The organism is Agreia bicolorata, from assembly GCF_000938265.1.
GTDB lineage: Bacteria > Actinomycetota > Actinomycetes > Actinomycetales > Microbacteriaceae > Agreia > Agreia bicolorata.
The window spans coordinates 405,958-428,502 of the sequence record NZ_JYFC01000003.1 but is presented as its reverse complement, the minus strand read 5'-3'; the positions used below and the strand labels follow the sequence as shown (position 1 = coordinate 428,502).

At 61.8% G+C, this 22,545-nt stretch carries 24 protein-coding genes and 2 tRNA genes; 17 read left to right on the top strand and 9 right to left on the bottom strand.

Features of this window, described 5'->3' with window-relative positions; translation table 11 throughout:
• Positions 1 to 584 precede the first annotated feature (584 nt).
• The 6 genes from rsmG to rpmH form a co-directional block, all read right to left on the bottom strand.
• Positions 585 to 1,214 carry a 16S rRNA (guanine(527)-N(7))-methyltransferase RsmG gene (gene rsmG / locus TZ00_RS08920; RefSeq protein WP_174436068.1) on the bottom strand — a complete coding sequence of 210 codons (630 nt, stop codon included), beginning with the start codon at positions 1,212 to 1,214 and terminating at the stop codon, positions 585 to 587.
• 34 nt (positions 1,215 to 1,248) lie between these two features.
• Positions 1,249 to 1,752, bottom strand: coding sequence for a Jag family protein (locus tag TZ00_RS08915; RefSeq protein ID WP_152631159.1), 504 nt, complete (start codon positions 1,750 to 1,752; stop codon positions 1,249 to 1,251).
• An 80-nt stretch (positions 1,753 to 1,832) separates the two neighbouring features.
• The gene (gene yidC / locus TZ00_RS08910; RefSeq protein ID WP_044440948.1) at positions 1,833 to 2,792 is read right to left on the bottom strand and encodes a membrane protein insertase YidC; all 960 of its coding nucleotides are present in this window, start codon (positions 2,790 to 2,792) and stop codon (positions 1,833 to 1,835) included.
• 5 nt (positions 2,793 to 2,797) lie between these two features.
• On the bottom strand, positions 2,798 to 3,139 hold the full coding sequence (gene yidD, locus TZ00_RS19280) for a membrane protein insertion efficiency factor YidD (protein WP_084606008.1): 342 nt from the start codon (positions 3,137 to 3,139) through the stop codon (positions 2,798 to 2,800).
• On the bottom strand, positions 3,136 to 3,489 hold the full coding sequence (rnpA, locus tag TZ00_RS19275) for a ribonuclease P protein component (RefSeq protein ID WP_084606007.1): 354 nt from the start codon (positions 3,487 to 3,489) through the stop codon (positions 3,136 to 3,138). The genes yidD and rnpA overlap by 4 nt, the downstream gene beginning before the upstream one ends.
• A 19-nt stretch (positions 3,490 to 3,508) precedes the next feature.
• Positions 3,509 to 3,646 carry a 50S ribosomal protein L34 gene (gene rpmH / locus TZ00_RS08905; RefSeq protein WP_010204566.1) on the bottom strand — a complete coding sequence of 46 codons (138 nt, stop codon included), beginning with the start codon at positions 3,644 to 3,646 and terminating at the stop codon, positions 3,509 to 3,511.
• A gap of 339 nt (positions 3,647 to 3,985) precedes the next feature.
• On the opposite strand from rpmH, the gene dnaA reads away from it, so the two are divergent.
• The 12 genes from dnaA (at position 3,986) to TZ00_RS08845 (ending at position 16,322) form a co-directional block, all read left to right on the top strand.
• Entirely contained in the window at positions 3,986 to 5,419 is a 1,434-nt protein-coding gene (gene dnaA, locus TZ00_RS08900; RefSeq protein ID WP_044440946.1) for a chromosomal replication initiator protein DnaA, read from the top strand.
• Between the two features lie 392 nt (positions 5,420 to 5,811).
• Positions 5,812 to 6,957, top strand: coding sequence for a DNA polymerase III subunit beta (gene dnaN, locus TZ00_RS08895; RefSeq protein WP_044440944.1), 1,146 nt, complete (start codon positions 5,812 to 5,814; stop codon positions 6,955 to 6,957).
• A 68-nt stretch (positions 6,958 to 7,025) separates the two neighbouring features.
• Positions 7,026 to 7,916, top strand: coding sequence for a phosphogluconate dehydrogenase (NAD(+)-dependent, decarboxylating) (gnd, locus tag TZ00_RS08890; protein WP_044440942.1), 891 nt, complete (start codon positions 7,026 to 7,028; stop codon positions 7,914 to 7,916).
• A gap of 79 nt (positions 7,917 to 7,995) precedes the next feature.
• Positions 7,996 to 9,261, top strand: coding sequence for a DNA replication/repair protein RecF (gene recF, locus TZ00_RS08885; protein WP_084606006.1), 1,266 nt, complete (start codon positions 7,996 to 7,998; stop codon positions 9,259 to 9,261).
• Positions 9,258 to 9,800: a DciA family protein gene (locus TZ00_RS08880; protein ID WP_238579630.1), complete on the top strand. Its 543-nt coding sequence runs from the start codon at positions 9,258 to 9,260 to the stop codon at positions 9,798 to 9,800. The genes recF and TZ00_RS08880 overlap by 4 nt, the downstream gene beginning before the upstream one ends.
• A 136-nt stretch (positions 9,801 to 9,936) precedes the next feature.
• On the top strand, positions 9,937 to 11,910 hold the full coding sequence (gene gyrB / locus TZ00_RS08875) for a DNA topoisomerase (ATP-hydrolyzing) subunit B (RefSeq protein WP_044440940.1): 1,974 nt from the start codon (positions 9,937 to 9,939) through the stop codon (positions 11,908 to 11,910).
• A 39-nt stretch (positions 11,911 to 11,949) separates the two neighbouring features.
• On the top strand, positions 11,950 to 14,538 hold the full coding sequence (gyrA, locus tag TZ00_RS08870; RefSeq protein WP_044440938.1) for a DNA gyrase subunit A: 2,589 nt from the start codon (positions 11,950 to 11,952) through the stop codon (positions 14,536 to 14,538).
• Positions 14,531 to 14,938, top strand: coding sequence for a DUF3566 domain-containing protein (locus TZ00_RS08865; protein WP_044440936.1), 408 nt, complete (start codon positions 14,531 to 14,533; stop codon positions 14,936 to 14,938). The genes gyrA and TZ00_RS08865 overlap by 8 nt, the downstream gene beginning before the upstream one ends.
• A 92-nt stretch (positions 14,939 to 15,030) precedes the next feature.
• Positions 15,031 to 15,104 (top strand) — tRNA-Ile (locus TZ00_RS08860).
• 31 nt (positions 15,105 to 15,135) lie between these two features.
• A tRNA-Ala gene (locus TZ00_RS08855) sits at positions 15,136 to 15,208 on the top strand.
• A gap of 190 nt (positions 15,209 to 15,398) precedes the next feature.
• Positions 15,399 to 15,881 (top strand): hypothetical protein, encoded by a 483-nt coding sequence (locus TZ00_RS08850; RefSeq protein ID WP_044440934.1) that lies wholly within the window; start codon positions 15,399 to 15,401, stop codon positions 15,879 to 15,881.
• Positions 15,882 to 15,884: 3 nt separating this feature from the next.
• Positions 15,885 to 16,322 carry an NUDIX hydrolase gene (locus TZ00_RS08845; protein WP_044440932.1) on the top strand — a complete coding sequence of 146 codons (438 nt, stop codon included), beginning with the start codon at positions 15,885 to 15,887 and terminating at the stop codon, positions 16,320 to 16,322.
• Between the two features lie 85 nt (positions 16,323 to 16,407).
• Here TZ00_RS08845 and TZ00_RS08840 read toward each other — a convergent pair whose 3' ends face one another.
• Positions 16,408 to 16,917 carry a hypothetical protein gene (locus TZ00_RS08840; protein WP_044440930.1) on the bottom strand — a complete coding sequence of 170 codons (510 nt, stop codon included), beginning with the start codon at positions 16,915 to 16,917 and terminating at the stop codon, positions 16,408 to 16,410.
• A 144-nt stretch (positions 16,918 to 17,061) separates the two neighbouring features.
• Between TZ00_RS08840 and TZ00_RS08835 the strand changes: the two genes are divergently transcribed.
• Both TZ00_RS08835 and TZ00_RS08830 read left to right on the top strand, forming a co-directional pair.
• Complete coding sequence (locus tag TZ00_RS08835; RefSeq protein WP_044440928.1) at positions 17,062 to 17,601, top strand: peptidylprolyl isomerase; 540 nt, start codon at positions 17,062 to 17,064, stop codon at positions 17,599 to 17,601.
• A 141-nt stretch (positions 17,602 to 17,742) separates the two neighbouring features.
• On the top strand, positions 17,743 to 18,480 hold the full coding sequence (locus TZ00_RS08830; RefSeq protein ID WP_238579629.1) for a rhomboid family intramembrane serine protease: 738 nt from the start codon (positions 17,743 to 17,745) through the stop codon (positions 18,478 to 18,480).
• A 111-nt stretch (positions 18,481 to 18,591) separates the two neighbouring features.
• Here TZ00_RS08830 and TZ00_RS08825 read toward each other — a convergent pair whose 3' ends face one another.
• Complete coding sequence (locus tag TZ00_RS08825) at positions 18,592 to 18,849, bottom strand: cell division protein CrgA (RefSeq protein ID WP_044440925.1); 258 nt, start codon at positions 18,847 to 18,849, stop codon at positions 18,592 to 18,594.
• 81 nt (positions 18,850 to 18,930) lie between these two features.
• Between TZ00_RS08825 and TZ00_RS08820 the strand changes: the two genes are divergently transcribed.
• The 3 genes from TZ00_RS08820 to TZ00_RS08810 are packed head-to-tail and all read left to right on the top strand — an operon-like array spanning position 18,931 to position 20,763.
• A complete protein-coding gene (locus tag TZ00_RS08820) occupies positions 18,931 to 19,965 on the top strand; it encodes a class E sortase (protein WP_084606005.1) in 1,035 nt (344 codons plus the stop codon).
• 1 nt (position 19,966) lies between these two features.
• Positions 19,967 to 20,128, top strand: a complete 162-nt coding sequence (locus tag TZ00_RS20090; RefSeq protein WP_044440924.1) for a hypothetical protein — start codon at positions 19,967 to 19,969, stop codon at positions 20,126 to 20,128.
• Positions 20,125 to 20,763, top strand: coding sequence for an anthranilate synthase component II (locus tag TZ00_RS08810; protein ID WP_044440923.1), 639 nt, complete (start codon positions 20,125 to 20,127; stop codon positions 20,761 to 20,763). Before TZ00_RS20090 ends, TZ00_RS08810 begins: the two co-directional genes overlap by 4 nt.
• A gap of 17 nt (positions 20,764 to 20,780) precedes the next feature.
• Here TZ00_RS08810 and pknB read toward each other — a convergent pair whose 3' ends face one another.
• Positions 20,781 to 22,487, bottom strand: a complete 1,707-nt coding sequence (pknB, locus tag TZ00_RS08805; protein ID WP_139368761.1) for a Stk1 family PASTA domain-containing Ser/Thr kinase — start codon at positions 22,485 to 22,487, stop codon at positions 20,781 to 20,783.
• Positions 22,488 to 22,545: the final 58 nt, after the last annotated feature.

The following is a 22,545-nucleotide window of genomic DNA, read 5'->3' as shown; positions in this document are numbered from 1 at the left end:
CCGAATTATCGACGACGACCAATCGGCGCCAACGCTCGGCTTTCCGGGCCGTCTACACAACCACTACTCCGGACCATTCACAACCGACCCCGCCAACACCCAAGCAATGACCGGCCGCGGAGACTCGAGAACGAAGACGACGGATCACGGCCTGGAGCTCTCCCGCCGGGAGACTCTAGACATCCGATTCCCAAGACACCCGGCGTGTCCGCCGGGCAACAGGCCGCACCAGACGCTGAAACACGTCTATCTCGTTCCGGCTGACTGTCCACGCCGTCTTCTCCCTTATTCAGCCAGAGTCAGATTCTTCGCCTCTGCAACCGTCGGCGACCGTCAAACCCAGTTAGCCGCACGTGGGGGAGTGGGTGGAAAGCGGATCCAGCACACCCGTCCACCTGTCGCCGACGTGAGCCAAAACGTCGCCACGCCGTCGAGGCATCCCTCGTTTCATCGACGGTTCTGGCATCAATCACGGTCCAGACGGACGATGTGATGACACATCCCCATCGGTGCCGGCGTCGAGCAACGAGGAGGGACAGCTAAGCCCTGCAACTCGAATGTTTCACGTGAAACATCGCCGCTGACTACGAGACGGTCGCCCTGATAACGCGGGTGGTCTCGGGCAGAACGCCGTCGCCCAGCTCGATGACCTCAACGTCACGCAGCTTGAATCGTCGGATCTGCTTCTCGGCAGCCTCAATCTCTTTGGCGGCGTTGATGCCCTTCATCAGAATGAACTCGCCGCCGGGCACAACGAGGGGAGCGCACATCGGAATGAGTTTTGAGAACGCACTCACAGCACGGGCAGTGAGCTGATCGAAGCCCTCTGGCAGCCGCACGTCTTCAGCTCTGTCGCGCAGAACGGTCACATTGTCGAGCCCGAGCGACAGAACCTGATCGTTCAGCCACTTCACTCGACGCTCCATCGGCTCGATGAGAGTGAAATGCACGTCGGGCCGGGCAATGGCTAGGACAAGACCAGGGAGGCCGGCGCCACTTCCGATGTCGCCCACGGTTCCCTCGCGAAGCAGGGGAGCAACAATGGCGCAGTTGAGAATGTGTCGAGTCCACAGGCGCGGAAGTTCCAAGGGTCCGATAAGCCCATACTCTTCACCGTGGGTCGCCAGCGCGTTCGTGAACTCGCGAGCGAGTTCGATGCGCTCGCCGAACAGATCGCTGGCGACCGCGGGCTCGGCCTCGGTGTTCTCAGGAATACTCATTGCGGTGACCAGGCTCGCGGGGGAGTGGTCAGCCGCGACTGATGACGGTGTGGCGGTCGCGGCCATCACCCTCAGACGCCGAGACCAGTCCTCGCTCGGCAACGATGTCGTGAACCAGCTTGCGCTCGTACGATGACATTGCCGGCAGTGCGGCGGACCCTTCGCCAGCATCGAGACGGGCAACCGCGGCATCAACGAGTCGGCCGAGCTCAGCCTGACGCGCCTCCCGGCTGCCGCCCACGTCGAGAATCAAGCGGCTGAAGGCACCCGTCTTCGTCTGCACGGCAAGGCGAGTGAGTTCCTGCAGAGCATTCACGGTGTCGGGCTTCGAGAGAACCCTGATGTTGCTCTCGCCCGACGCGTTGACCGAGATATAGGCGCGGCCACCGCGGGTGTCGATGTCGATGTCGCCATCGAGGTCGCAGATATCGAGCAGCTCCTCGATGTAGTCGGCGGCGATGTCGCCCTCGTCATCGAGGTTCGCCTCCGGCGTCGATTCGCTTGATTCAGCCTGGTCGGTGCCCACGCCAATCTCATCGACAACTGCAGCCTCGTCAACGATCTCGACAGTCTCTTCCGTCGACAGACCTGCGGTCTCTGTTGTCACGTCACTCACTTGGATCCACCCTGCTTCTTGGCTCGGTTCTTGCCGACGGGCTGCTGACGCTGCGTCGTCTTCGGTGCTTCGTCTACAACGGTCTCGTCGCTCAGCGGACCGTCCTTGATAACCAACTTGCCTCGTTTGGCGAGACGGGCCTCACGGGCCTTCGCCGCTTCGCTACCCGGTGTGGGCATATTGCGAATGACAAGGAACTGCTGTCCCATCGTCCAGAAGTTCGAGGTCAGCCAGTAGAACATCACGCCAAGCGGGAAAGCCACACCAGAGAAGATGAAGACGACAGGCAGGATGTACAGCAGGATGCGCTGCTGCTTGAACATCGGGCTGTTCTTGGCCTCGGGCGACTGGTTCTTCGACATGATCTGCAGCTGGGTGATGAACTGCGATGCGGTCATCAGTGCGATCATCGTGACGGCGAAAACGATGACCAGTACGCTGCCTTCGTTGTTGGCGAGAGTCGCCTTCAGAGGGGCACCGAAGAGACTCGACTCACCGAACGACTTGGCCAGCGATTCGTTGAGGAGACCGACTCCACCACCGGCCTTCTCGTGCTGAGCGTCATTGAGCACAGAGAACAGCGAGAAGAAGATCGGCATTTGCAGCAGCAGAGGCAGGCAGGAACTCAGCGGATTCGTGCCGGTGCGCTTGTACAGCTCCATCGTCTCGCGCGACATGGCCTCACGAGAGAACTGGTCTTTCTTGCCCTTGTACTTGTCTTGGATCTTCTTGAGCTGCGGCGCGACCTCGAGCATCTTGCGCTGGCTCTTGATCTGCCGAACGAAGATCGGGATGAGGGCCGCGCGAATCACCAGCACGAGACCGACGATCGACAGCACCCAGGTCAGACCGTCGTCGGGATTGAGTCCCACCCACGTCCAGACGTAGTGGAATGCGACCAGAATGAGTTCGACAACCCATTTGATCGGCCAAAGTATGGTGCCGAGGAGATCCAAAGCGTCTAGCCCTTTCCGTGGCTACGTGGAACAACGAATCCGAACGGCGTCAGCGCGTATCGGGGGTTTTTGGCCGGCTTCACATCGTCGATGCCACCGGCTGCCCAGGGGTGACAACGCGCAATGCGCAGGATGCCGAGAACGGCCCCCACAGACAGCCCACGTTGTTGAATTGCCTGGAGGGTGTATGACGAACACGACGGGTAGTACCGACAGACGTCGCCATACAAAGGTGAGATGACCGCACGATAGGCACGGAGAAGGAGTACCGCTGTGTTACGTGGAAGCAGAAATACGCTGATCAACGCGTATTTCCATGAAACGGATGAGACAGGAACCGTCGTCATACGAGTGCGGATCCCTTCCGGAGCGATGCGGCCAACTCTTCGCAGAGTACGCCGTAAGGCTGAGATGCGGCTCCCGGTAGGGCTCGAACCACTACGTCGGTTCCCGGCTTCACTCGATCGAGCATCGTGTAGCTCGCCGCCTTGAGACGTCGACGGACACGATTTCTGACTACGGCGACGCCAACCGACTTGGCGACGATGAATCCGAATCGGGGTGCTGAAGAAGCGGACGGTTCGTTTTTGGGCGCGCGAAGGTACGTCACGGCATTGGGGGACACAAAACGCGTTCCCCTCCGAACCACGCCCCGATAATCATCAGCGGTCGTGATCCGGTTGGCGTGAGCCAACACAGCGAAACGAAGTCGGCTGCTACGCGGAGAGCTCGGTGCGACCCTTGCGGCGACGTGCGCCGAGGATGGCGCGGCCGGCGCGGGTGCGCATGCGCAGACGGAAGCCGTGCACCTTGGCGCGGCGGCGGTTGTTCGGCTGGAAAGTTCTCTTGCTCATGGTGTGTTCTCCGTGGCCCGGACCTCATCGTGTGTGCACGACAGGGAACCGGGAAAGTAAGTGCGGGCCGATTGGCCACAAGTCAACTGATTAAACCTACGACCTCGAATGCCAATGGTCAAACTTCACAGGCACAAAGAAATCTATTATCCACAGACTGTGGAAACTGCCTGTGCATGACACGCGTAGAGTCAATACAGTGAGCTTGCCCCGTCGCATGCCAGCAACTAGCTTAGTTATCCAGTTCGCTGACGCTCGGGCACGCCCAATACATCGGCTCGATTCGCCCGGTTTTCCACAGGCAGAATCGATTTTTTTCATTTGTTCGACGGGAGTTCCATGGCGGAGGACGACACCTCGACGGAGGGCCAATGGCGCTCCGTCCTGCAGGCACTGTCACGTGATGAACGGATCACGCCGCAGCTACGCGGCTTTCTCGGCCTGGTCGTGCCGAAGGGCATCATGGCCGGTTCGTTCTATCTCGAGGTACCCAACGACTTCACTCGGGACATGCTCGAACTGAGGGTCCGTCCGTCGTTGCTCTCCGCAATCGGCCAACTCGACTCCGGGCTCGACGTTACGAACTTCTCCGTGGTGGTCAACCCTGAGATCAGCGGAAACGAGATGGCGGGCCAGGCCGAGGCATCCGAGCCCGTCTACATCGAGACGCCCGCAGTTCAAGCCGCGCCGATGCCCGCCCAGGAAACCGTCGGGCCTCCACGCAACAACGACACGCGCCTCAACCCGAAGTACAGCTTCGACAACTTCGTGATCGGCGGGTCGAACCGCTTCGCCCACGCGGCGGCCGTCGCAGTGGCCGAGGCCCCTGCCAAGGCGTACAACCCGCTCTTCATCTATGGAGATTCCGGACTCGGCAAGACCCACCTTCTGCATGCCATCGGCCACTACGCCATGAGCCTGTATCCCGGAGTTCGCGTTCGGTACGTGTCGAGCGAGGAATTCACGAACGACTTCATCAACTCGATCGCCAACAACCGAGGGGCTGCCTTTCACTCGCGCTATCGCGACATCGACCTGCTGCTCATCGACGACATCCAGTTTCTGCAGGGCAAAGCCGAAACTCAAGAAGCCTTCTTTCACACGTTCAACACACTGCACGACCACAACAAGCAGGTTGTGATCACCTCGGATCTGCCGCCCAAGGCCCTGACCGGCTTCGAAGACCGCATGCGCACGCGTTTCGAATGGGGTCTCATCACCGACGTGCAGACGCCCGACCTCGAGACGCGCATCGCGATTCTCAGAAAGAAGGCTCAGAGCGAGAAACTGCGCGTGCCCGACGACATCCTCGAGTACATGGCGACCAAGGTCTCATCGAACGTGCGCGAGCTCGAAGGAACACTGATCAGGGTCACGGCCTTCGCGAGCCTCAACCGCACCCCGGTCGACATGCAGCTCGTGCAGACGGTGCTCAAAGACCTCATCACCCTCGACGAAGACAACATCATCGCGCCGGTCGACATCATCAACCACACCGCCGACTACTTCAAGCTGTCGGTCGACGATCTCTATGGATCCTCTCGCTCGCAGGCGATAGCAACGGCGCGACAGATCGCCATGTATCTCTGCCGTGAAATGACGAGTCTCTCCTTGCCAAAGATCGGTCAGCTCTTCGGCGGACGCGACCACACCACGGTCATGTACGCGAACAACAAGATCGGCAAGCTCATGACCGAGAAGCGTTCGATCTACAACCAGGTCACCGAAATCAGCAACCGCATCAAGCACAATCAGCGCTACAAAGACGTCTGATCCCCGTCGCGACGGTCCATCCCCACAGGAGTTTCCACACCTTGTGCAGAAGCTGTGGATAACAACCCCAAATATGTGAGTCGATCCGAGAGAACTGTGGATTCGTTCATATCGCGTTCGTCAGCCAGTCGAGTTGTAGATGCGCGCCGCACACGATTTCTACATCTCACACCGTTGTAGTTCCCTACGGACGACTGCAATCCACAGAAGTTATCCACATATCCACAGCGGTTAAGACCATTAACGTTAAATTCAATTAATTAAGCCCCCGACAACCTTTCCGACGTGGCCGTCCCTGAATGACAAGAACGCCTCGACGTTGCCACCACCCGCTAGCATTGAGGCCAATCAGCAACCCATCTCAACTGGCCGATCTCGTATGGAGTGCCTTCGTGAAGTTCCAAGCCAACAGAGACGTCTTCAGCGAAGCCGTCTCCTTCGCCGTCAAGCTGTTGCCTCAGCGAACCACTCTGCCAATCCTCTCCGGAATCCTCATCAAAGCCGATGAAGACGGCCTCACACTCTCGTCATTCGACTACGAAGTCTCGGCCCAAACGCAGATCGCTGCAGACGTCGAAGAACCCGGCACGGTACTTGTGTCGGGCCGACTGCTCTCCGACATCGCGAGCAAACTGCCCAATGCTCCTGTGCGGTTCGCATCCGAAGACTCCCGCATCACCGTCTCGAGCGGTTCGGCCAAGTTCACCCTGCTGAGCATGCCGGTCGAGGAGTATCCGAGCCTTCCCCAAATCGGCGAGGAATCAGGCATCCTGCCGGCCGACAAGTTCGCCGCCGCTGTGGCCCAGGTGGCTGTGGCCGCATCCCGAGATGACGTCACCCCGGTCATCACCGGAGTACAACTCGAGGTCTCAGAGAACACGCTGTCGCTCGTCGCGACCGACCGTTACCGCGTCGCGGTGCGCAACATCGACTGGGATTCGGGAGACGCCGGCACCACAACGGCCAGCGCCCTGGTTCCAGCGAAGACACTGCAGGAGGTCGGCAAGACCTTCGGCAATGCCGGCACCATCTCGGTCTCGATCACCAACACCGACGATCGCGAACTCATCGCCTTCCGAGCCGACAAGAAGACCGTCACGTCGCTGCTCATCAAGGGCAACTTTCCGCCCGTGAAGCGTCTCTTCCCCGAGACAGTCGACAATTACGCGGTCATCAACACGGCAGAGCTCATCGAGTCGACCCGTCGTGTCAGCCTCGTCCTCGAGCGCGAAGCCGCGCTCCGCTTCACTTTCACGATCGACGGTGTCACCCTCGAAGCCATCGGCTCCGAGCAGGCACAGGCATCCGAATCGATCGACGCACTCCTCACCGGCTCCGACACCGTCGTGTCGCTGAAACCACAGTTCCTGCTTGATGGTCTGAGTGCTGTGCACTCGGAATACGTTCGGATTTCCTTCACAAAGACCGACAATCCCAACAAGCCGGGCCCCGTGCTCATCACGAGCCAGTCGTCCAAAGACCAGCCCGGCACAGACGACTACAAATACCTGCTGCAGCCGAACCTGTTGCTGCGGTAATTCACCGGATGCCGGTGGCCGGGATCCCGGGCGCCCTCACCCACGTATTTCGTCAAGGAGATTCTGTAATGCACATTGGACTCGTCGGTCTCGGCAAGATGGGCAACAACATGCGTGCGCGCCTGCGCAACGCGGGTCACGAGGTGACGGGGTATGACAACAACCCCGCCGTTTCCGACGTGGCAGACCTCGCCGCTCTGGCCGCCGCCCTCCCGAGCCCCCGCGTTGTGTGGGTCATGGTTCCGTCTGGAAAGATCACCGATTCGGTCATCACTGAACTCGGAACCGTTCTCTCTGACGGTGACCTCGTCATCGACGGCGGAAACTCGCGCTTCACAGAAGACTTCAAGCACGCCGCAGAGCTCGAGCCCAAGGGCATCGGCTACGTGGATGCCGGTGTCTCGGGCGGCATCTGGGGTCTCGAGAACGGCTATGGCCTGATGGTCGGCGGCACCAAGGCCAACGTCGAGATGCTCATGCCCATCTTCGATGCCCTTCGCCCCGAAGGACCGCGCGAAGAGGGTTTCGTCCATGTCGGTGAGGTCGGCGCAGGTCACTACGCAAAAATGGTGCACAACGGCATCGAATACGCGCTGATGCAGGCCTACGCCGAGGGCTACGAACTGCTCGACACCCGCAAAGACATCATCAAAGACGTCACGGGAACCTTCAAGGCATGGCAGCGCGGAACCGTTGTGCGTTCCTGGCTGCTCGAGCTCCTTGTTCAGGCACTCGAACAAGACCCCGAGTTCGAAGACATCGAGGGTTACGTCGAGGACTCGGGTGAAGGCCGCTGGACGATCGAGGAGGCCATCTCCAACGCCGTTCCCGTGCCCACGATCTCGGCGTCGATCTTCGCGCGCTTCGTGTCTCGCCAGGAGGACTCTCCGTCGATGAAGGCCGTCGCTGCCCTGCGCAACCAGTTCGGTGGCCACGCGGTCAAGAAGGCCGAAGACTAATCCTCTCTCGTTCCCTGAGCTTGTCGAAGGGACCCCTTCGACAAGCTCAGGGAACGAAACAGGAAGACATGAGGGAACCGTGCTCGTTCGGCATCTCTCCCTCGTCGACTTTCGTAACTACGCCACGGCAGAGGTCGATCTCGAGCCTGGCCCGAACCTCTTCGTGGGCAGCAACGGTCAGGGAAAGACGAACCTGGTCGAGTCGCTCGGTTATCTGAGTAGCCTCGGATCTCACCGCGTGTCGGTTGACCACGCGATGATCCGTGCCGGTCAGAACGCGGCGATCGTGCGCGCGCGACTCGAACACGAGGCGCGCGAGCTGCTCGTCGAGGTGCAGATCAACAGGTCGAGCGCGAATCGCGCTCAGGTCAACCGCTCGGTCATCAAACCTCGCGAACTGCCCAGATACTTCTCATCGGTTCTCTTCGCCCCCGAAGACCTCGCCTTGATCCGCGGTGAACCCTCTGGTCGACGTCGATTCCTCGACCAGCTCCTCGTCGCGCGAACGCCACGGCTCGCGGGCGTGCAGTCCGACTATGAGCGAGTACTCAAACAGCGCAACACACTGCTGAAGTCCGCTCGGGCACAGGGCCTCCGAGGCGCTAACCTCTCGACGCTCGATATCTGGGACGAGAGACTCGTCGAGCTCGGCAGCGAGTTGATAGCCGAGCGGGTCGCACTTGTAGGCCGCCTGCATCCGCTCGTAGTGGATGCTTACCGCTCGATAGCCGGGCACGACCACCGCCCGGCGCTGGCCAATCGATTGAGCGTGCTCGCCGCGAATCCGGATGCCGATGAGCAGGGCGACGATGGATTCGCGGTTCCCGAGGGAACAACCAAGGATGCTCTGACCCGTGAAGTGATCGCCGGTCTGTTCCGCGAAGGGCTCACCCGTGTGCGCCGGCAGGAACTTGATCGTGGGCTGACGCTCATCGGCCCACACCGTGACGATCTGGTCTTCGAACTCAACGGCCTACCGGCGAAGGGATACGCGAGTCATGGAGAATCCTGGTCGTACGCGCTGTCGCTGAAGCTCTCGGCCGCGGCTCTGCTGCGTGTCGAATCGCCCACGGGAGACCCGGTGGTGATCCTCGACGACGTTTTCGCAGAACTCGATGAGGCCAGGCGCAAGAGGTTGGCCATTGCGGTCGCTGACTACGAACAAGTGCTGATCACGGCGGCCGTCTACGACGATGTGCCGGAGTCGCTGACCCCGCACACGGTGCGCATCAGCGCGGGAACGATCGTCGACCCGAGCGTCCCGTTCCCTGAACCTGACCCGGCCCCGTTCCCTGAACCTGACCCGGCCCCGTTCCCTGAACCTGTCGAAAGTGATACGCCGTGAGCGAGGACCTCCCTTCGACAAGCTCAGGCAACGAAAGCGCAAGCTCAGGCAACGCACATTCGCTGTCGTCATCGGTTTATCTGCGATTCAAAGAGGTGTTCGGCGATGCGACGAGCCGACGTTACGGGCCTCGAAAGCGCCGCACGCGCGAACCAGTCGTCGAGAGCGAGGCGTACGGGCGAGGTCGCGACCCGAAAGGCATAGCCGACGTGATGACGGCGATGACCAGCGAGCTCGGCTGGTCCACCCCACTCGCGAAGTCTGATCTGCTTCTGGCATGGAAGGAGATCGCTGGCGCCGACACGGCCGAGCACAGTTTTCCCGTCGATGTCACAGACTCCGTTCTCACCGTGCAGTGCGACTCCACAGCATGGGCCACCCAACTGCGACACATGCGCACGATGATCATGACCCGCATCGCCCAGTCCTACCCGGATGCAGGCATTGAGACGGTTCGCTTTCAGGCACCCCACGCACCGTCCTGGAAAAAGGGCTCCAGATCAATTCCAGGGCGTGGTCCTCGCGATACCTACGGTTGACGTGACAAATACGGTCACCCTGCCAAAATAAACGGCTCAGATCGCCATATAGCCGTTTAACGCACGTGGGCTTTGCTAGAATTAAGGGTCGCCTTCATGACTGACATCGAGGCGGCACTGAGGAGCCCATTTCTATATGTCTGAGTCAGACAAAGTGAACCCCGACAGCGAGTACGGCGCCGACCAGATTCAGGTTCTCGAGGGCCTTGAAGCGGTGCGCAAGCGTCCGGGTATGTATATCGGATCGACTGGACCCCGCGGACTGCATCACCTGGTCTACGAGATCGTCGACAACTCGGTCGATGAGTCGTTGGCAGGCTATGCAGACTCCATCGAGGTGGTCATGCGGCGCGATGGCGGCATCCAGGTCACAGACAATGGCCGTGGCATCCCCGTTGACATGCATCCCGTCGAGAAGAAGTCCACGGTCGAGGTCGTGCTCACGATTCTGCACGCCGGCGGCAAGTTCGGCGGTGGCGGCTACGCGGTGTCCGGTGGCCTTCACGGCGTCGGCAGTTCTGTGGTCAATGCCCTCTCGAGCGAACTCGAAGTCGAGGTGCGTCGCCAGGGCAATGTGTACCGCCAGAGCTACCGCAATGGTGTTCCCGAGGCTCCTCTGTCCAAAGACGAAACGACGACCGAGACCGGAACACGCATCACGTTCTGGCCGAGCGCCGAGACGTTCGAGTCGATCGAGTTCGACTATGAGACTCTGCGGGCTCGCTTCCAGCAGATGGCGTTCCTCAACAAGGGGCTCAGCATCAGCCTCACAGACGAGCGCGCCACGGCCGGCGACGACGGCGAGCCCGTCGCGGTCACCTACCTCTACGAGAAGGGGCTCCAAGACTATGTGGAGTACCTGAACCGGGCGAAGAAGAACGACCTCGTCAACGAGGAGATCATCTCGTTCGAGCAGGAGGACACGGTACGCAAGATCGCGCTCGAGGTCGCCATGCAGTGGACCACGGGTTACACCGAGAGCGTGCACACCTACGCCAACACCATCAACACGCACGAGGGCGGCACGCACGAAGAGGGCTTCCGCGCCGCGCTCACCACTCTCGTCAACAAGTACGCCCGCGAGAAGGGCATCATCAAAGAGAAAGATGACAACCTCTCGGGCGACGACGTGCGCGAGGGTCTGACGGCAGTCATCTCGATCAAGCTGGCAGAGCCGCAGTTCGAGGGCCAGACCAAGACCAAGCTGGGCAACACCGAGGCGAAGGCGTTCGTTCAGCGTGTCGTCGGCGTCGAGCTCACCGACTGGTTCGATCGCAACCCCACGCAGGCCCGCGACATCATTCGCAAGGCGATCCAGGCATCCCAGGCTCGCCTCGCCGCTCGCAAGGCACGCGAGCAGACCCGTCGCAAGGGGCTGCTCGAGGGCGGCGGCATGCCCGGCAAGCTCAAGGACTGCTCGAGCCGCGACCCGGAGAAGAGCGAGATCTTCATCGTCGAGGGTGACTCGGCCGGCGGTTCCGCCATCCAGGGCCGCAATCCCGAGACGCAGGCGATCTTGCCCCTTCGAGGAAAGATCCTGAACGTCGAGAAGGCGCGGCTCGACCGCGCACTCGGCAACAACGAGGTGCAGGCCATGATCACCGCGTTCGGCGCGGGCATCGGCGAAGACTTCAACCCAGACAAAGCTCGATATCACAAGATCGTGCTGATGGCCGATGCCGATGTCGACGGCCAGCACATCACGACCCTGCTGCTCACCCTGGTGTTCCGCTACATGCGGCCGCTCATCGAGCTCGGGTACGTGTATCTGGCCATGCCGCCGCTCTACCGCCTCAAGTGGACCAACTCGGCACACGAGTATGTCTACTCCGACGCAGAACGTGACGCGCTGCTGGTCAACGGGCAGGCGGCAGGCAAGCGCATTCCGAAAGAGAACGGCATTCAGCGTTACAAGGGTCTCGGCGAGATGGACTACCGCGAACTGTGGGACACCACGATGGATCCCGACACCCGCACGCTGCGACAGATCACTCTTGACGACGCCGCGGCTGCTGACGAGATCTTCTCGACCCTCATGGGTGAAGACGTCGAATCACGACGCAACTTCATCCAGAAGAACGCCAAAGACGTTCGCTTCCTCGATATTTGATGCGCTCTGCTCGGCGACGGGCTCTACCGCTAGGACACCATGACTGACGACACCACGGGCGACATCCCCCAGGCACCCGATTCCTCGGGCGCCATGACCGACCGCATCGAGCAGGTCGACCTGCAGCTCGAGATGCAGCGCTCCTACCTCGACTACGCCATGAGCGTGATCGTGGGCCGGGCGCTTCCCGACGTGCGCGACGGGCTCAAGCCCGTGCACCGTCGAGTCATCTACGCGATGTACGACGGCGGCTACCGTCCCGACCGGGCATTCTCGAAGTCGGCCCGCGTGGTCGGCGAGGTCATGGGGCAGTTCCACCCGCACGGTGACACGTCGATCTACGACGCGCTGGTGCGTCTCATCCAGCCGTGGAGCCTCCGCTATCCGTTGGCACTCGGCCAGGGAAACTTCGGCTCCGCCGGAAACGATGGCGCGGCCGCCCCGCGATACACCGAGACCAAGATGGCTCCGCTCGCGCTCGAAATGGTGCGCGACATTCACGAGGAGACCGTCGACTTCCAAGACAATTACGACGGGCGCACGCTCGAGCCCGTTGTTCTTCCGTCTCGTTTCCCCAACCTGCTGGTCAACGGATCCGTCGGCATCGCGGTCGGCATGGCCACGAACATCCCGCCGCACAACCTGCGTGAGGTCGCCGCGGGCGCCGTGTGGGCGCTCGAGAATCCGGATGCGACGCGCGAAGAACTGCAAGACGCCCTGATCGAGCGCATCAAGGGCCCTGATTTTCCGACGGGCGCTCAGATCCTCGGAACCAAGGGCATCCAGGATGCCTATCGCACCGGCCGCGGATCGATCACGATGCGCGCTGTGGTCAACGTCGAAGAGCTGCAGGGTCGCACCTGCCTCGTCGTCACCGAGCTGCCCTACCAGGTCAACCCCGACAACCTGGCGATCAAGATCGCCGACCTCGTGAAAGACGGCAAGGTCGGCGGCATCGCCGACATCCGTGACGAGACCTCGGGCCGCACCGGTCAGCGACTCGTGATCGTGCTCAAGCGCGATGCCGTCGCGAAGGTGGTTCTCAACAACCTCTACAAGCACACCTCGCTTCAAGAGAACTTCGGCGCGAACATGCTTGCGATCGTCGACGGAATTCCGCGCACGCTGTCGATCGACGGATTCATCAGCGAGTGGGTCACCCACCAGATCGACGTCATCGTGCGCCGCACGATGTTCCGCCTGCGTGAGGCGCAGGAGCGTATGCACATCCTGCAGGGCTACCTCAAGGCGCTCGACGCGCTCGACGAGGTCATCGCCCTCATTCGCCGCTCCAACACGGTCGAAGACGCCCGCGATGGCCTGATGCAGCTGCTCGACATCGATGAGCTGCAGTCGCGCGCCATCCTCGAGATGCAGCTTCGACGCCTGGCCGCCCTCGAGCGCCAGAAGATCATGGATGAGGCCGATGCGCTTCAGCTGAAGATCGACGAATACAACTTCATCCTGTCGTCGCCGGCCCGCCAGCGAGAGATCGTCGTCGAGGAGCTCGGAGAGATCGTCGACAAGTACGGCGACGATCGCCGCACTGAGATCGTCTTCGGCTTCGACGGTGACATGAACATGGAAGACCTCATCCCCGAAGAGGAGATGGTGGTGACGGTCACGCGCGGCGGGTACATCAAGCGCACGCGCAGCGACAACTACCGCAGTCAGCACCGCGGCGGCAAGGGAGTCAAGGGCGCCCAGCTTCGCGCAGACGACGTGGTGGAGCACTTCTTCGTGACCACGACGCATCACTGGCTGCTGTTCTTCACCAACAGGGGGCGTGTCTACCGCGCCAAGGCGTACGAACTGCAGGAGGCCGGTCGCGACGCGAAGGGTCAGCACGTCGCCAACCTGCTCGCCATGGCGCCCGACGAACAGATCGCACAGGTTCTCGATATCCGCGACTACGAGGCGGCCAAGTACCTGGTGCTCGCCACCCGCGGCGGCCTGCTCAAGAAGACGGCGCTCGACGAATACGACACCAACCGCACGGGCGGCATCATCGCCATCAACCTGCGCGAGGGCGACGAGCTCGTCTCGGCCCTGCTCGTCGAGGAGGATTCCGACGTGCTGCTCGTGTCAAAAAAGGGCATGTCGATTCGCTTCACCGCGTCGAACGACTCCCTGCGCCCGATGGGTCGCAGCACGGCGGGCGTCATCGGCATGAAGTTCCGCAGCGACGACTACCTGCTCGCAGCGTCTGTGGTCTCTGAGGAGGGCTACGTCTTCGTCGTCACCGAGGGCGGATTCGCCAAGCGCACGCACGTCGAGCAGTATCGCGTGCAGGGCCGGGGTGGTCTCGGCATCAAGGTCGCCAAGCTGCAGGAAGCCCGAGGCGATCTCGCGGGCTCCCTGATCGTTGAGGAGGACGACGAGGTGCTTGTGGTTCTTGCCAGCGGCAAGGTGGTACGCTCTGCCGTGGCCGAAGTACCCGCCAAGGGCCGTGACACCATGGGTGTCGTCTTCGCCCGTTTCGCAGACGAAGACAGAATCATCGCTCTCGCAAAGAACACAGAACGAAACCTCGATGCCGATGCGGTGTCGGATAGTGTTCCAGAAAGCGCCGCCGCCGCACAGGGCGTATCAGAGCCCGACGGAAAGGAAGAATCGACGAATGAGTAATGTCGCCGAGAAACTCGCGAAGAAGTCGTCGCGCCCCGCAGCCACCAAGCAGGTGCGGCTCAAGCTTGTCTACGTCGACTTCTGGTCGATTCTCAAGCTGTCGTTCCTCTTCGCGGTGATTCTGGGAATCATTACGATCGTCGTGTCGTTCCTGGTGTGGTCGCTGCTCAACCAGACCGGTGTTTTCGACCAGATCAACGGCCTTCTGAAAGACATCGCGGGTCAAGACAACTTCGATCTCTTCGACTTCGCGTCGCTGTCGCAGGTCATGGGCTTCGCTGTGATCGTGGCGATCCTCAACGTGATCGTCATCACGGCTCTCGGCGCGATCAGCGCGGTTCTGTACAACCTCGCAACCAAGATCACGGGCGGAATTCTGCTCGGCTTCACCAACAAGTAGTTTTTATCAATATTTAGGCGGATTCTCCCCTTCCGAGTTCGCTCGGTTTGGGGAAACAGGTGCAGGTGGGATAACCTACTATCTGCCCATCCGGGGGTATAGCTCAGGCGGTTAGAGCGCTTCGCTGATAACGAAGAGGTCCGTGGTTCAAGTCCACGTACCCCCACGAGAGGCTTTCACAAGAAGTCTTCTCAACCGGGGCCTTAGCTCAATTGGCAGAGCACCTGCTTTGCAAGCAGGGGGTTAGGAGTTCGATTCTCCTAGGCTCCACCGCGGTGATATTCACTCGCAGTGAACAAACAGCAGTCCATAAAACTGGTGGATCGAAATGGCCTTGAGGCGAAAATCCGATCGGAAGCGAAAGCGCCCGGCGGCTTCGTCCGAGGCCATTTCTGTTTCTGAAGAGGCAGCGCAGCGTGCGGTAGACGAAGGTCTGCTGATTGCACGGTTCGCCGTTGTGATGGATGTGAAAAACCACATCATCGTGGGCGCACTGCGACACGACGAGCCGTTCGACCCCGAGGCGACAGCGCTCGAGGTGAAGCAGTCATTGGTGCGCCTTGCCGCTGAGCAGTCGGACTATGCCGATCGCGTCACGGACGTGCTGCGTGAGCGTGCGGCACGGGCGCGGGGCAGTGTGAAGCACGAGCACGACTACCACCCCGAAGACCTCGCAAGCCTCGACCTGCGTAACGCCGTGTACTCCCGCGTAGCGGCCCAGCTGAGGCTTCTCGCAGACGATGTCGATTACGTCTCAGAGATCGTCGAGACGGCCAGACAGGATGCCTGGGGCGAGTTGGGCGGGGCCGTCGAGATGCGCCTCGACACGCTTCCGACGCCGCCCGTCAGAGACGCCGACTACGCGCGCAACCGGGCCCGTCGCATCCGCACCCTCATCGACGTCGATCTTGCGGCCCTCAGGCAGCAGATGGACGACATCTGAGCCATGGACATTCGGGTCGCCGCCTATGCGGTCATCATCAGCGAGGGCAAGATTCTGCTGGCCCATTGGCGCGCGGGCGAGCACTCGGGCTGGACTCTCCCGGGTGGAGGCATCGATCCCGGCGAAGATCCGGCCGATGCCGCCGTGCGCGAGATCTCGGAGGAGACCGGGTACCGCGCGGAGCTCGGTGAGCTGATCGGCGTCGACTCTAAGGTGATTCCGGCGGGGCAGCGTCTCAGCGGCTCAGGGGTGCCCCTGCACGCGCTGAGGATTGTCTACACGGCCACGGTCGTCGGTGGCGATCTGAGCAATGAGATCGGTGGCAGCACAGACGAGGCGGCATGGTTCGAGCTCGGCGACGTCGCAGGGCTCGATCGCGTCGACCTCGTCGATATCGGTATCCGGATGCGCTCCGCCTCGGAAGCCCGCAGAGCGGACTGACTCCGCCGCTCGCTCGCCCGCACAAACGACAAGAGCGGCACCCCGCCTGGGGATGCCGCTCCTGTCGTTCTAGCTGTTGTGCTGTCTAGCCGGCGGGTGTCTCGGAGACGGCCTCGTCGTCGGCGATCCAGAGCTCGTCGTCGGCACGCAGCGTCTGCCACAGTGCGTAGCCGACGCCGGCAGCTGCGACGACGCCGAACACGATCGCGACGATGCCGCCGACCGGCGCCTTCTTGGGCTGGGTCTTGGCGATGGCTCGCTTGACGCTCGGGTTGTTGGCAACGTGCAGCACGGTGGCGGCCGAGCCGAGGGCCGTGCCGACCGAGGGAAGCACATCGTGCGCAAAACGGCTGCGCACCTCTTGAGCCGCGAGCTTCGCACCGGCGACGTTGCGGCCGATGACTGGACCGATCGAGTCGACTGCTCCGCGAACGCGAGGCACGACCTCTTCACGAGTCAGATCGGACGCGTGACCGGCGGCGATGCGGGCGATCTGGTTTGCGCGATCAAGGATCTCTTGCTGGTCGAGCCAGAGCTCTTCAGCACTGCCCTTCAACTTCTTGAGCGCCTTGCGACGCTTGCGAGTAAGACTCATTGAAAACCTCCATCAGCGGAACGAGCGCGGTTCCCCCCAATCTTGCCACGCACACCGCTCGCCGCGCACGGCTTGCCCTGGCGATCACCCGCACATACCCTGTGCCTCGTCTGGATGTCTGAGGGCGTATGGGAGAATCAATTCATGCCTGCACACACCCACGTAGCAACGTTCACCACCAACCACGGCGCCATCAAGGTCAACCTTTTCGGCAATCACGCGCCCAAGACCGTCGCCAACTTCGTCGGTCTCGCCACCGGCGAGATCGAGTGGACACACCCCCAGACCGGCAAGGTCTCCAAAGACAAGCTCTACGACGGCACCATCTTCCACCGCATCATCCCCGGATTCATGATCCAGGGCGGCGACCCCATCGGCCAGGGAACCGGCGGCCCCGGCTATGCCTTCGACGATGAGATCAGCCCCGAGCTCAACTTCACGCAGCCCTACGTTCTTGCCATGGCGAACGCTGGACAGCGCGGAGGTCGCGGCACCAACGGATCGCAGTTCTTCATCACCACGGGCCCGACAACCTGGCTGCAGGCCAAGCACTCGATCTTCGGCGAGGTCGCCGATGACGAGTCGAAGCGCATCGTCGAGAAGATCGGCGCTGTTGCAACCGACGCGGGCGATCGCCCCCTCGACAGTGTCGTTGTCGAGAGCGTCACCATCGAAGCCGTCTGAGCTTCTTTCACGAGATAATAGAGGCGAACGCGGGTGTCACAGGCTCCAGTGGATGCCGATAACTTCTGTTATCGGCATCCGGGCCGACAGAGTTTCGTTCTGTGTCAGCGCTGCGGCAAGACTGTGTGTCCTGAATGTCAGGTGCAGGCGGCAGTCGGCGTGCACTGCGTCGATTGCGCGCGACAGAATCGGCCCGCCCGCCCGAAGCCTCGCTTCGTCACCGCATTCCGCAGCACGTCGACTCAACCGGTCGTCACGTACTCGCTGATCGGCGTCACTGCATTCTTCTTCATTTTGCAGAGCGTGCCCGGCATCGGCCAGTCGGTCACTCAGGCTCTGCAGTATGCGGGGGCGTATACGCAGCCCGCCCTCGGCGCTCCGCTTGAGCCCTGGCGCATGATCACGTCGATCTTCATGCACGGCAGCATCTTGCACCTGCTCTTCAACATGTACGCGCTGTTCATCTTCGGTCAGATGCTCGAGCACACTCTGGGCCGCGCGCGATATCTCACGCTGTATCTGTTGGCCGGCCTCGGCGGCTCTGTCGCGGTCGACCTGATCGCTTCTCCCTTCCAAGGCGTGGTCGGTGCGTCAGGTGCGATCTTCGGCCTGATGGGCGCATTCTTCGTCATTCAGCGCCACTTCGGCGGCAACAACATTCAGTTGTTGATTCTCGTCGGAATCAACCTCGTGATCGGTTTCATCCCGGGCTTCGGCATAGCGTGGCAGGCTCACCTCGGCGGGCTGGCGGCGGGTGCGCTGATGGGCTTGATCTTCACCAAGACTCGAAACGTGCGTCAGAAGAACACGCAGATCCTGCTTCTCGTCGCCACGGGCGTAGGACTTGTCGCGCTCACCGTGGTCAGAGCTCTGGTCTAGACCGGCTTCCACAGAACTACACCGTAGTTATTAACAGGGTTATCCACAGTTGGGGATAATTACACGCGTGTAATTTCTAGTTATCCACAGGCTGGTGAAAGCGGGAGTGGGTCAGCGCCACCGCGTGGTCATCAGGAAGCCGATGAAGGCGATTCCGAAGCCGATAAGGATGTTGCCGCCGCCGAGATCAGCGATCGGGAACTTGGCCTGGCTCACGTAGAACGTGATGATCCAGGCGAGACCGACGAGCATGAAGCCGAACATGACCGGTTTGAACCACACCGGGTTCGGCTTGGTCGACTCATCACCGCTTCGGGTAGCAGTCTTTGCGACTTCGGAACGGGGTGAACGGGTCTTCTCGCGGGCCATAGGGGAGATTCTAGCCCGGAATGCTTGAGAACAGCTCGGCTCTCAAGGCAAAGGCCCGCATCAACCGCTTACAATGCAACAATGACCGAATACCAGCCGGGGGATATTCAGCCGGGTTCCGATGCTACGCCTCTGTCGCGTCGTGAAGCGCGCAAAGCCGAGGCCGAGGCTTTGAAGAACTCCGCCTCGCCGACGGAGCAGTCAGCCGAGACGCCCGACGAACCGGCGCAGACCGGCCTTCTGGCGTTCGAAACGATCACGGCAGCCGATGATTCCGTGCCGGCAGCCGGCGAAGCCGCATCCGATCGCCCGTCGAAGAAGAAGTCGCGCGCCGCGAAGGCGGCAGAACAGCCGCCTGTCAGGCGCACTCTTGCGACGAAGGTTGTGGGTGTGTTCGGCGAGCTGCTGATCACTGCGGGTGTTTTCGTGCTTCTGTTCCTCGGGTGGCAGCTGTGGTGGAACAGCATCGTGCTCACCAACGAGCAGGCGTCAGATGCCTCGTCACTGGCCGACGACTGGAAGCTGCCCGCGGTTACCGGCACGACGCCCACTCCCACCCCCACGACGACGGGAGCAGCAGCTGCGCCCGTGAACTACGGAGAACCCGCAGTTATGGGTGCGCCCTCGGCCGGCAACAACTTCGCGATCCTTTACGTTCCCCGGTTCGGTGCAGACTTCAAGCGCACGATCGCCGAGGGTGTCGATCCGCAGACGGTGCTCAACAAGGGCGGCGCGGGTCACTACGAAGACACGCAGATGCCAGGCGAGGTCGGAAACTTCGCCGTCGCCGCGCACCGAGACGGCTGGGGCAGCGCGTTCATCAAGATCAACGAGCTGCAGATCGGCGACCCGATCTATGTCGAGACGCAAGACGGCTGGTACACCTACCGTTACCGCGACACTGAATACGTGACTCCCTACGGTGTCGGGGTCATCGATCCCGTTCCGCAGGTCGAGGGAGCCACGCCGGTCGACCGTCTCATCACCCTCACCAGCTGCAACCCGCTCTACATCGCGTCGGAGCGCATCATCGCCTACGGCGCCTTCGAGTCATGGCAGCCGCGCTCAGCGGGCCCGCCGGCCGAAATCGCCTCCGTCGTCGGATCGGGGAACTGACATGTACGCCGCTCTGTGGAGAGTTCTGCCCGGGCCCGTTTGGCTGCGCATCATTCTCCTTCTTATCCTCGTCGCAGCCGTGGTCTACGCCCTGGCCGCCTGGGTCTTTCCGTGGATCGACGTGTTGATCACCCCCACACAGGAAGTCACCGTCGACCGATGACACGTGTTCTGGTCATCGACAACTACGACAGCTTCGTCTACACACTCAACGGCTACCTGCTGCAGTTGGGCGCCGAGACCGAGGTCGTGCGCAACGACGACTTCACGGCGTCCGATGCCGCCGCGCGAATTGCCGACTACGACGCCGTTCTCGTGTCTCCCGGGCCGGGAACCCCGCACGACGCCGGAGTCTCCATCCCGGTGGTGCATGCGGCTCTCGCTTCGAGAACCCCTCTTCTCGGGGTCTGTCTCGGCCACCAGGCCATAGCTGAGGCCTTGGGGGCCACGGTGACCTACGCCGACGAGTTGATGCACGGTAAGACGAGCCTCATCGAGCACGATGGCAGCGCGTTCTACGATGGCGTGCCCGACCCCTTCACCGCCACGCGCTACCACTCGCTCGCGGTCGTCGACGGAACGGTTCCCGACGAGCTGGTCGTCACAAGTCGCACCCGTGGCGGTGTCATCATGGGCCTTCGGCACAGTGAGGCACCGGTGTTCGGCGTGCAGTTCCACCCCGAGTCGGTTCTCACCGAGGGCGGATACCGCATGCTCGGAAACTGGCTCGGGGCTGCGGGACTCGAGGGCGCACCGCTCGCGGCGCGCAGTCTCAGCCCGCTGATGCGCACGGCCTAGTTGCGCGCAGCCGGGTTCTACTGCCCGGTGCAGTATCGGATGGCTATGGCTGATTTCTGCGCAGCATCTCCGGCGGCGATGGACTGGCTCGATACCGGGTTGCCGGGAACGGTCTTGCAGCCTGGGTCGCCGTTGACGCTGACCTGAAGCGCAAGACCCTGAAGGGTGGTGCTCGCCACCTCGAGCGCCTGCCCGGTCACGTCAGGAACAGTGACGAGACCGGACGAGATCACGAGATCGATGGAATCACCGACGAAGCTCGCGGTTCCCGCGGCGGGAGTCGTGCGAATCACCGTATCGGCAGGAACGGTGGCGGAGTTCTCTTTTGTGGTGGAGCCGACCGTCAGCCCGAGTGCGGTGAGCGCTCCCGTCGCCTCTGAGTCGGGCTTGCCCGAGACATCCGGAATTGAGACGGTCTGCTTGCCCAGAGAGACGTAGACGTCGATCATCAGATCGGAGTTCTCGTTCAGCACCGTTCCCGGTTCGGGGTCGGTGCGAATGACGCGACCTTCGGGAATCTCCGCGTCGAAGATGTCTTGTCTGGCGGTCACCAGGCCTACTTGTTGCAAGGTGCTGTCGGCCGAGTCGAATGTCTGACCGGCGACATTCGGAACCGTGATCGAGTTGTCGGGAACGATCGTGGTGGGCTGGAGCGTGAAGATCCAGAAGACAATGGCGATGATGATGACAGCCACGCTTGCGATACCCGCCCAGATCCACACGACCGGTGGCCTTGACTGGGTGCGAACCGCGTAGTCGTCGTCACCCGCAAGCTGGGTGAGGGCAGCATCTGACGTGGCCGTGAGGCTCGGGGGCGCGCCGAAGAGCGATGACTGGAAGTCTTCGACGGGAGGACGCTTCGACGGGATCTTGCCTGCGCCGGCTATCTGCAGGTCTGTGCGGAACTCGGCTGAAGACTGAAATCGTGAGAAGCGGTCTTTGGTGAGCGCGTGAAGAACGACTCGATCGATCGCGGGCGAGATGTTGGGGTTGATCGACGAGGGAACCGGAGGTGTCTCGCTGACATGCTGGTACGCAACCGCGACGGGTGTGTCGCCACGGAAGGGCGCCTGACCTGTGAGCAGCTCAAAAAGAACGACACCGGTCGAGTACAGGTCAGTGCGCGCATCGACCGACTCGCCGCGCGCCTGCTCGGGGGAGAAGTACTGAGCAGTGCCCAGGATCGCGGTGGTCTGCGCGACGGTGGCTGAGGAATCGGAGATCGCGCGGGCGATACCGAAGTCCATGACCTTCACCTGGCCCGAGGTGGTGAGCATGATGTTGCCTGGCTTGATGTCGCGGTGAACGACACCTGCCCGGTGCGAGTATTCAAGGGCTGTGAGGATTCCCTCGGTGATACGGATCGCCTCGGCGGGGGCCACCGGGCCCTCTTTGATGATGTCTTTCAGGAGGCGCCCCTCGACGTACTCCATAACAATGAAGGGAACGACCCCCTCGAAGCCGCCCGGCTCGCGCACCTTCTCTTCGCCAGCGTCGAACACCCGCACGATCGTGGGGTGCGCCATGCGGGAGGCAGCCTGTGCCTCTTGCTTGAAACGCGTGCGGAAGACCGGATCGCTCGCAAGAGAGGAGCGCAGGAGCTTGATCGCTACCTGGCGCCCGAGGCGCTCATCTCTTCCTGAGTAGACATTGGCCATACCCCCACGGCCGATGACTTCTCCGATTCGATACCGCCCGGCGAGCAGGCGATGTTCATCGGTCACAGTGATACTCCATGGTCGGTGGGGCGGGGGGTTCTCAGTCTAGGTGTACGGGATGTGG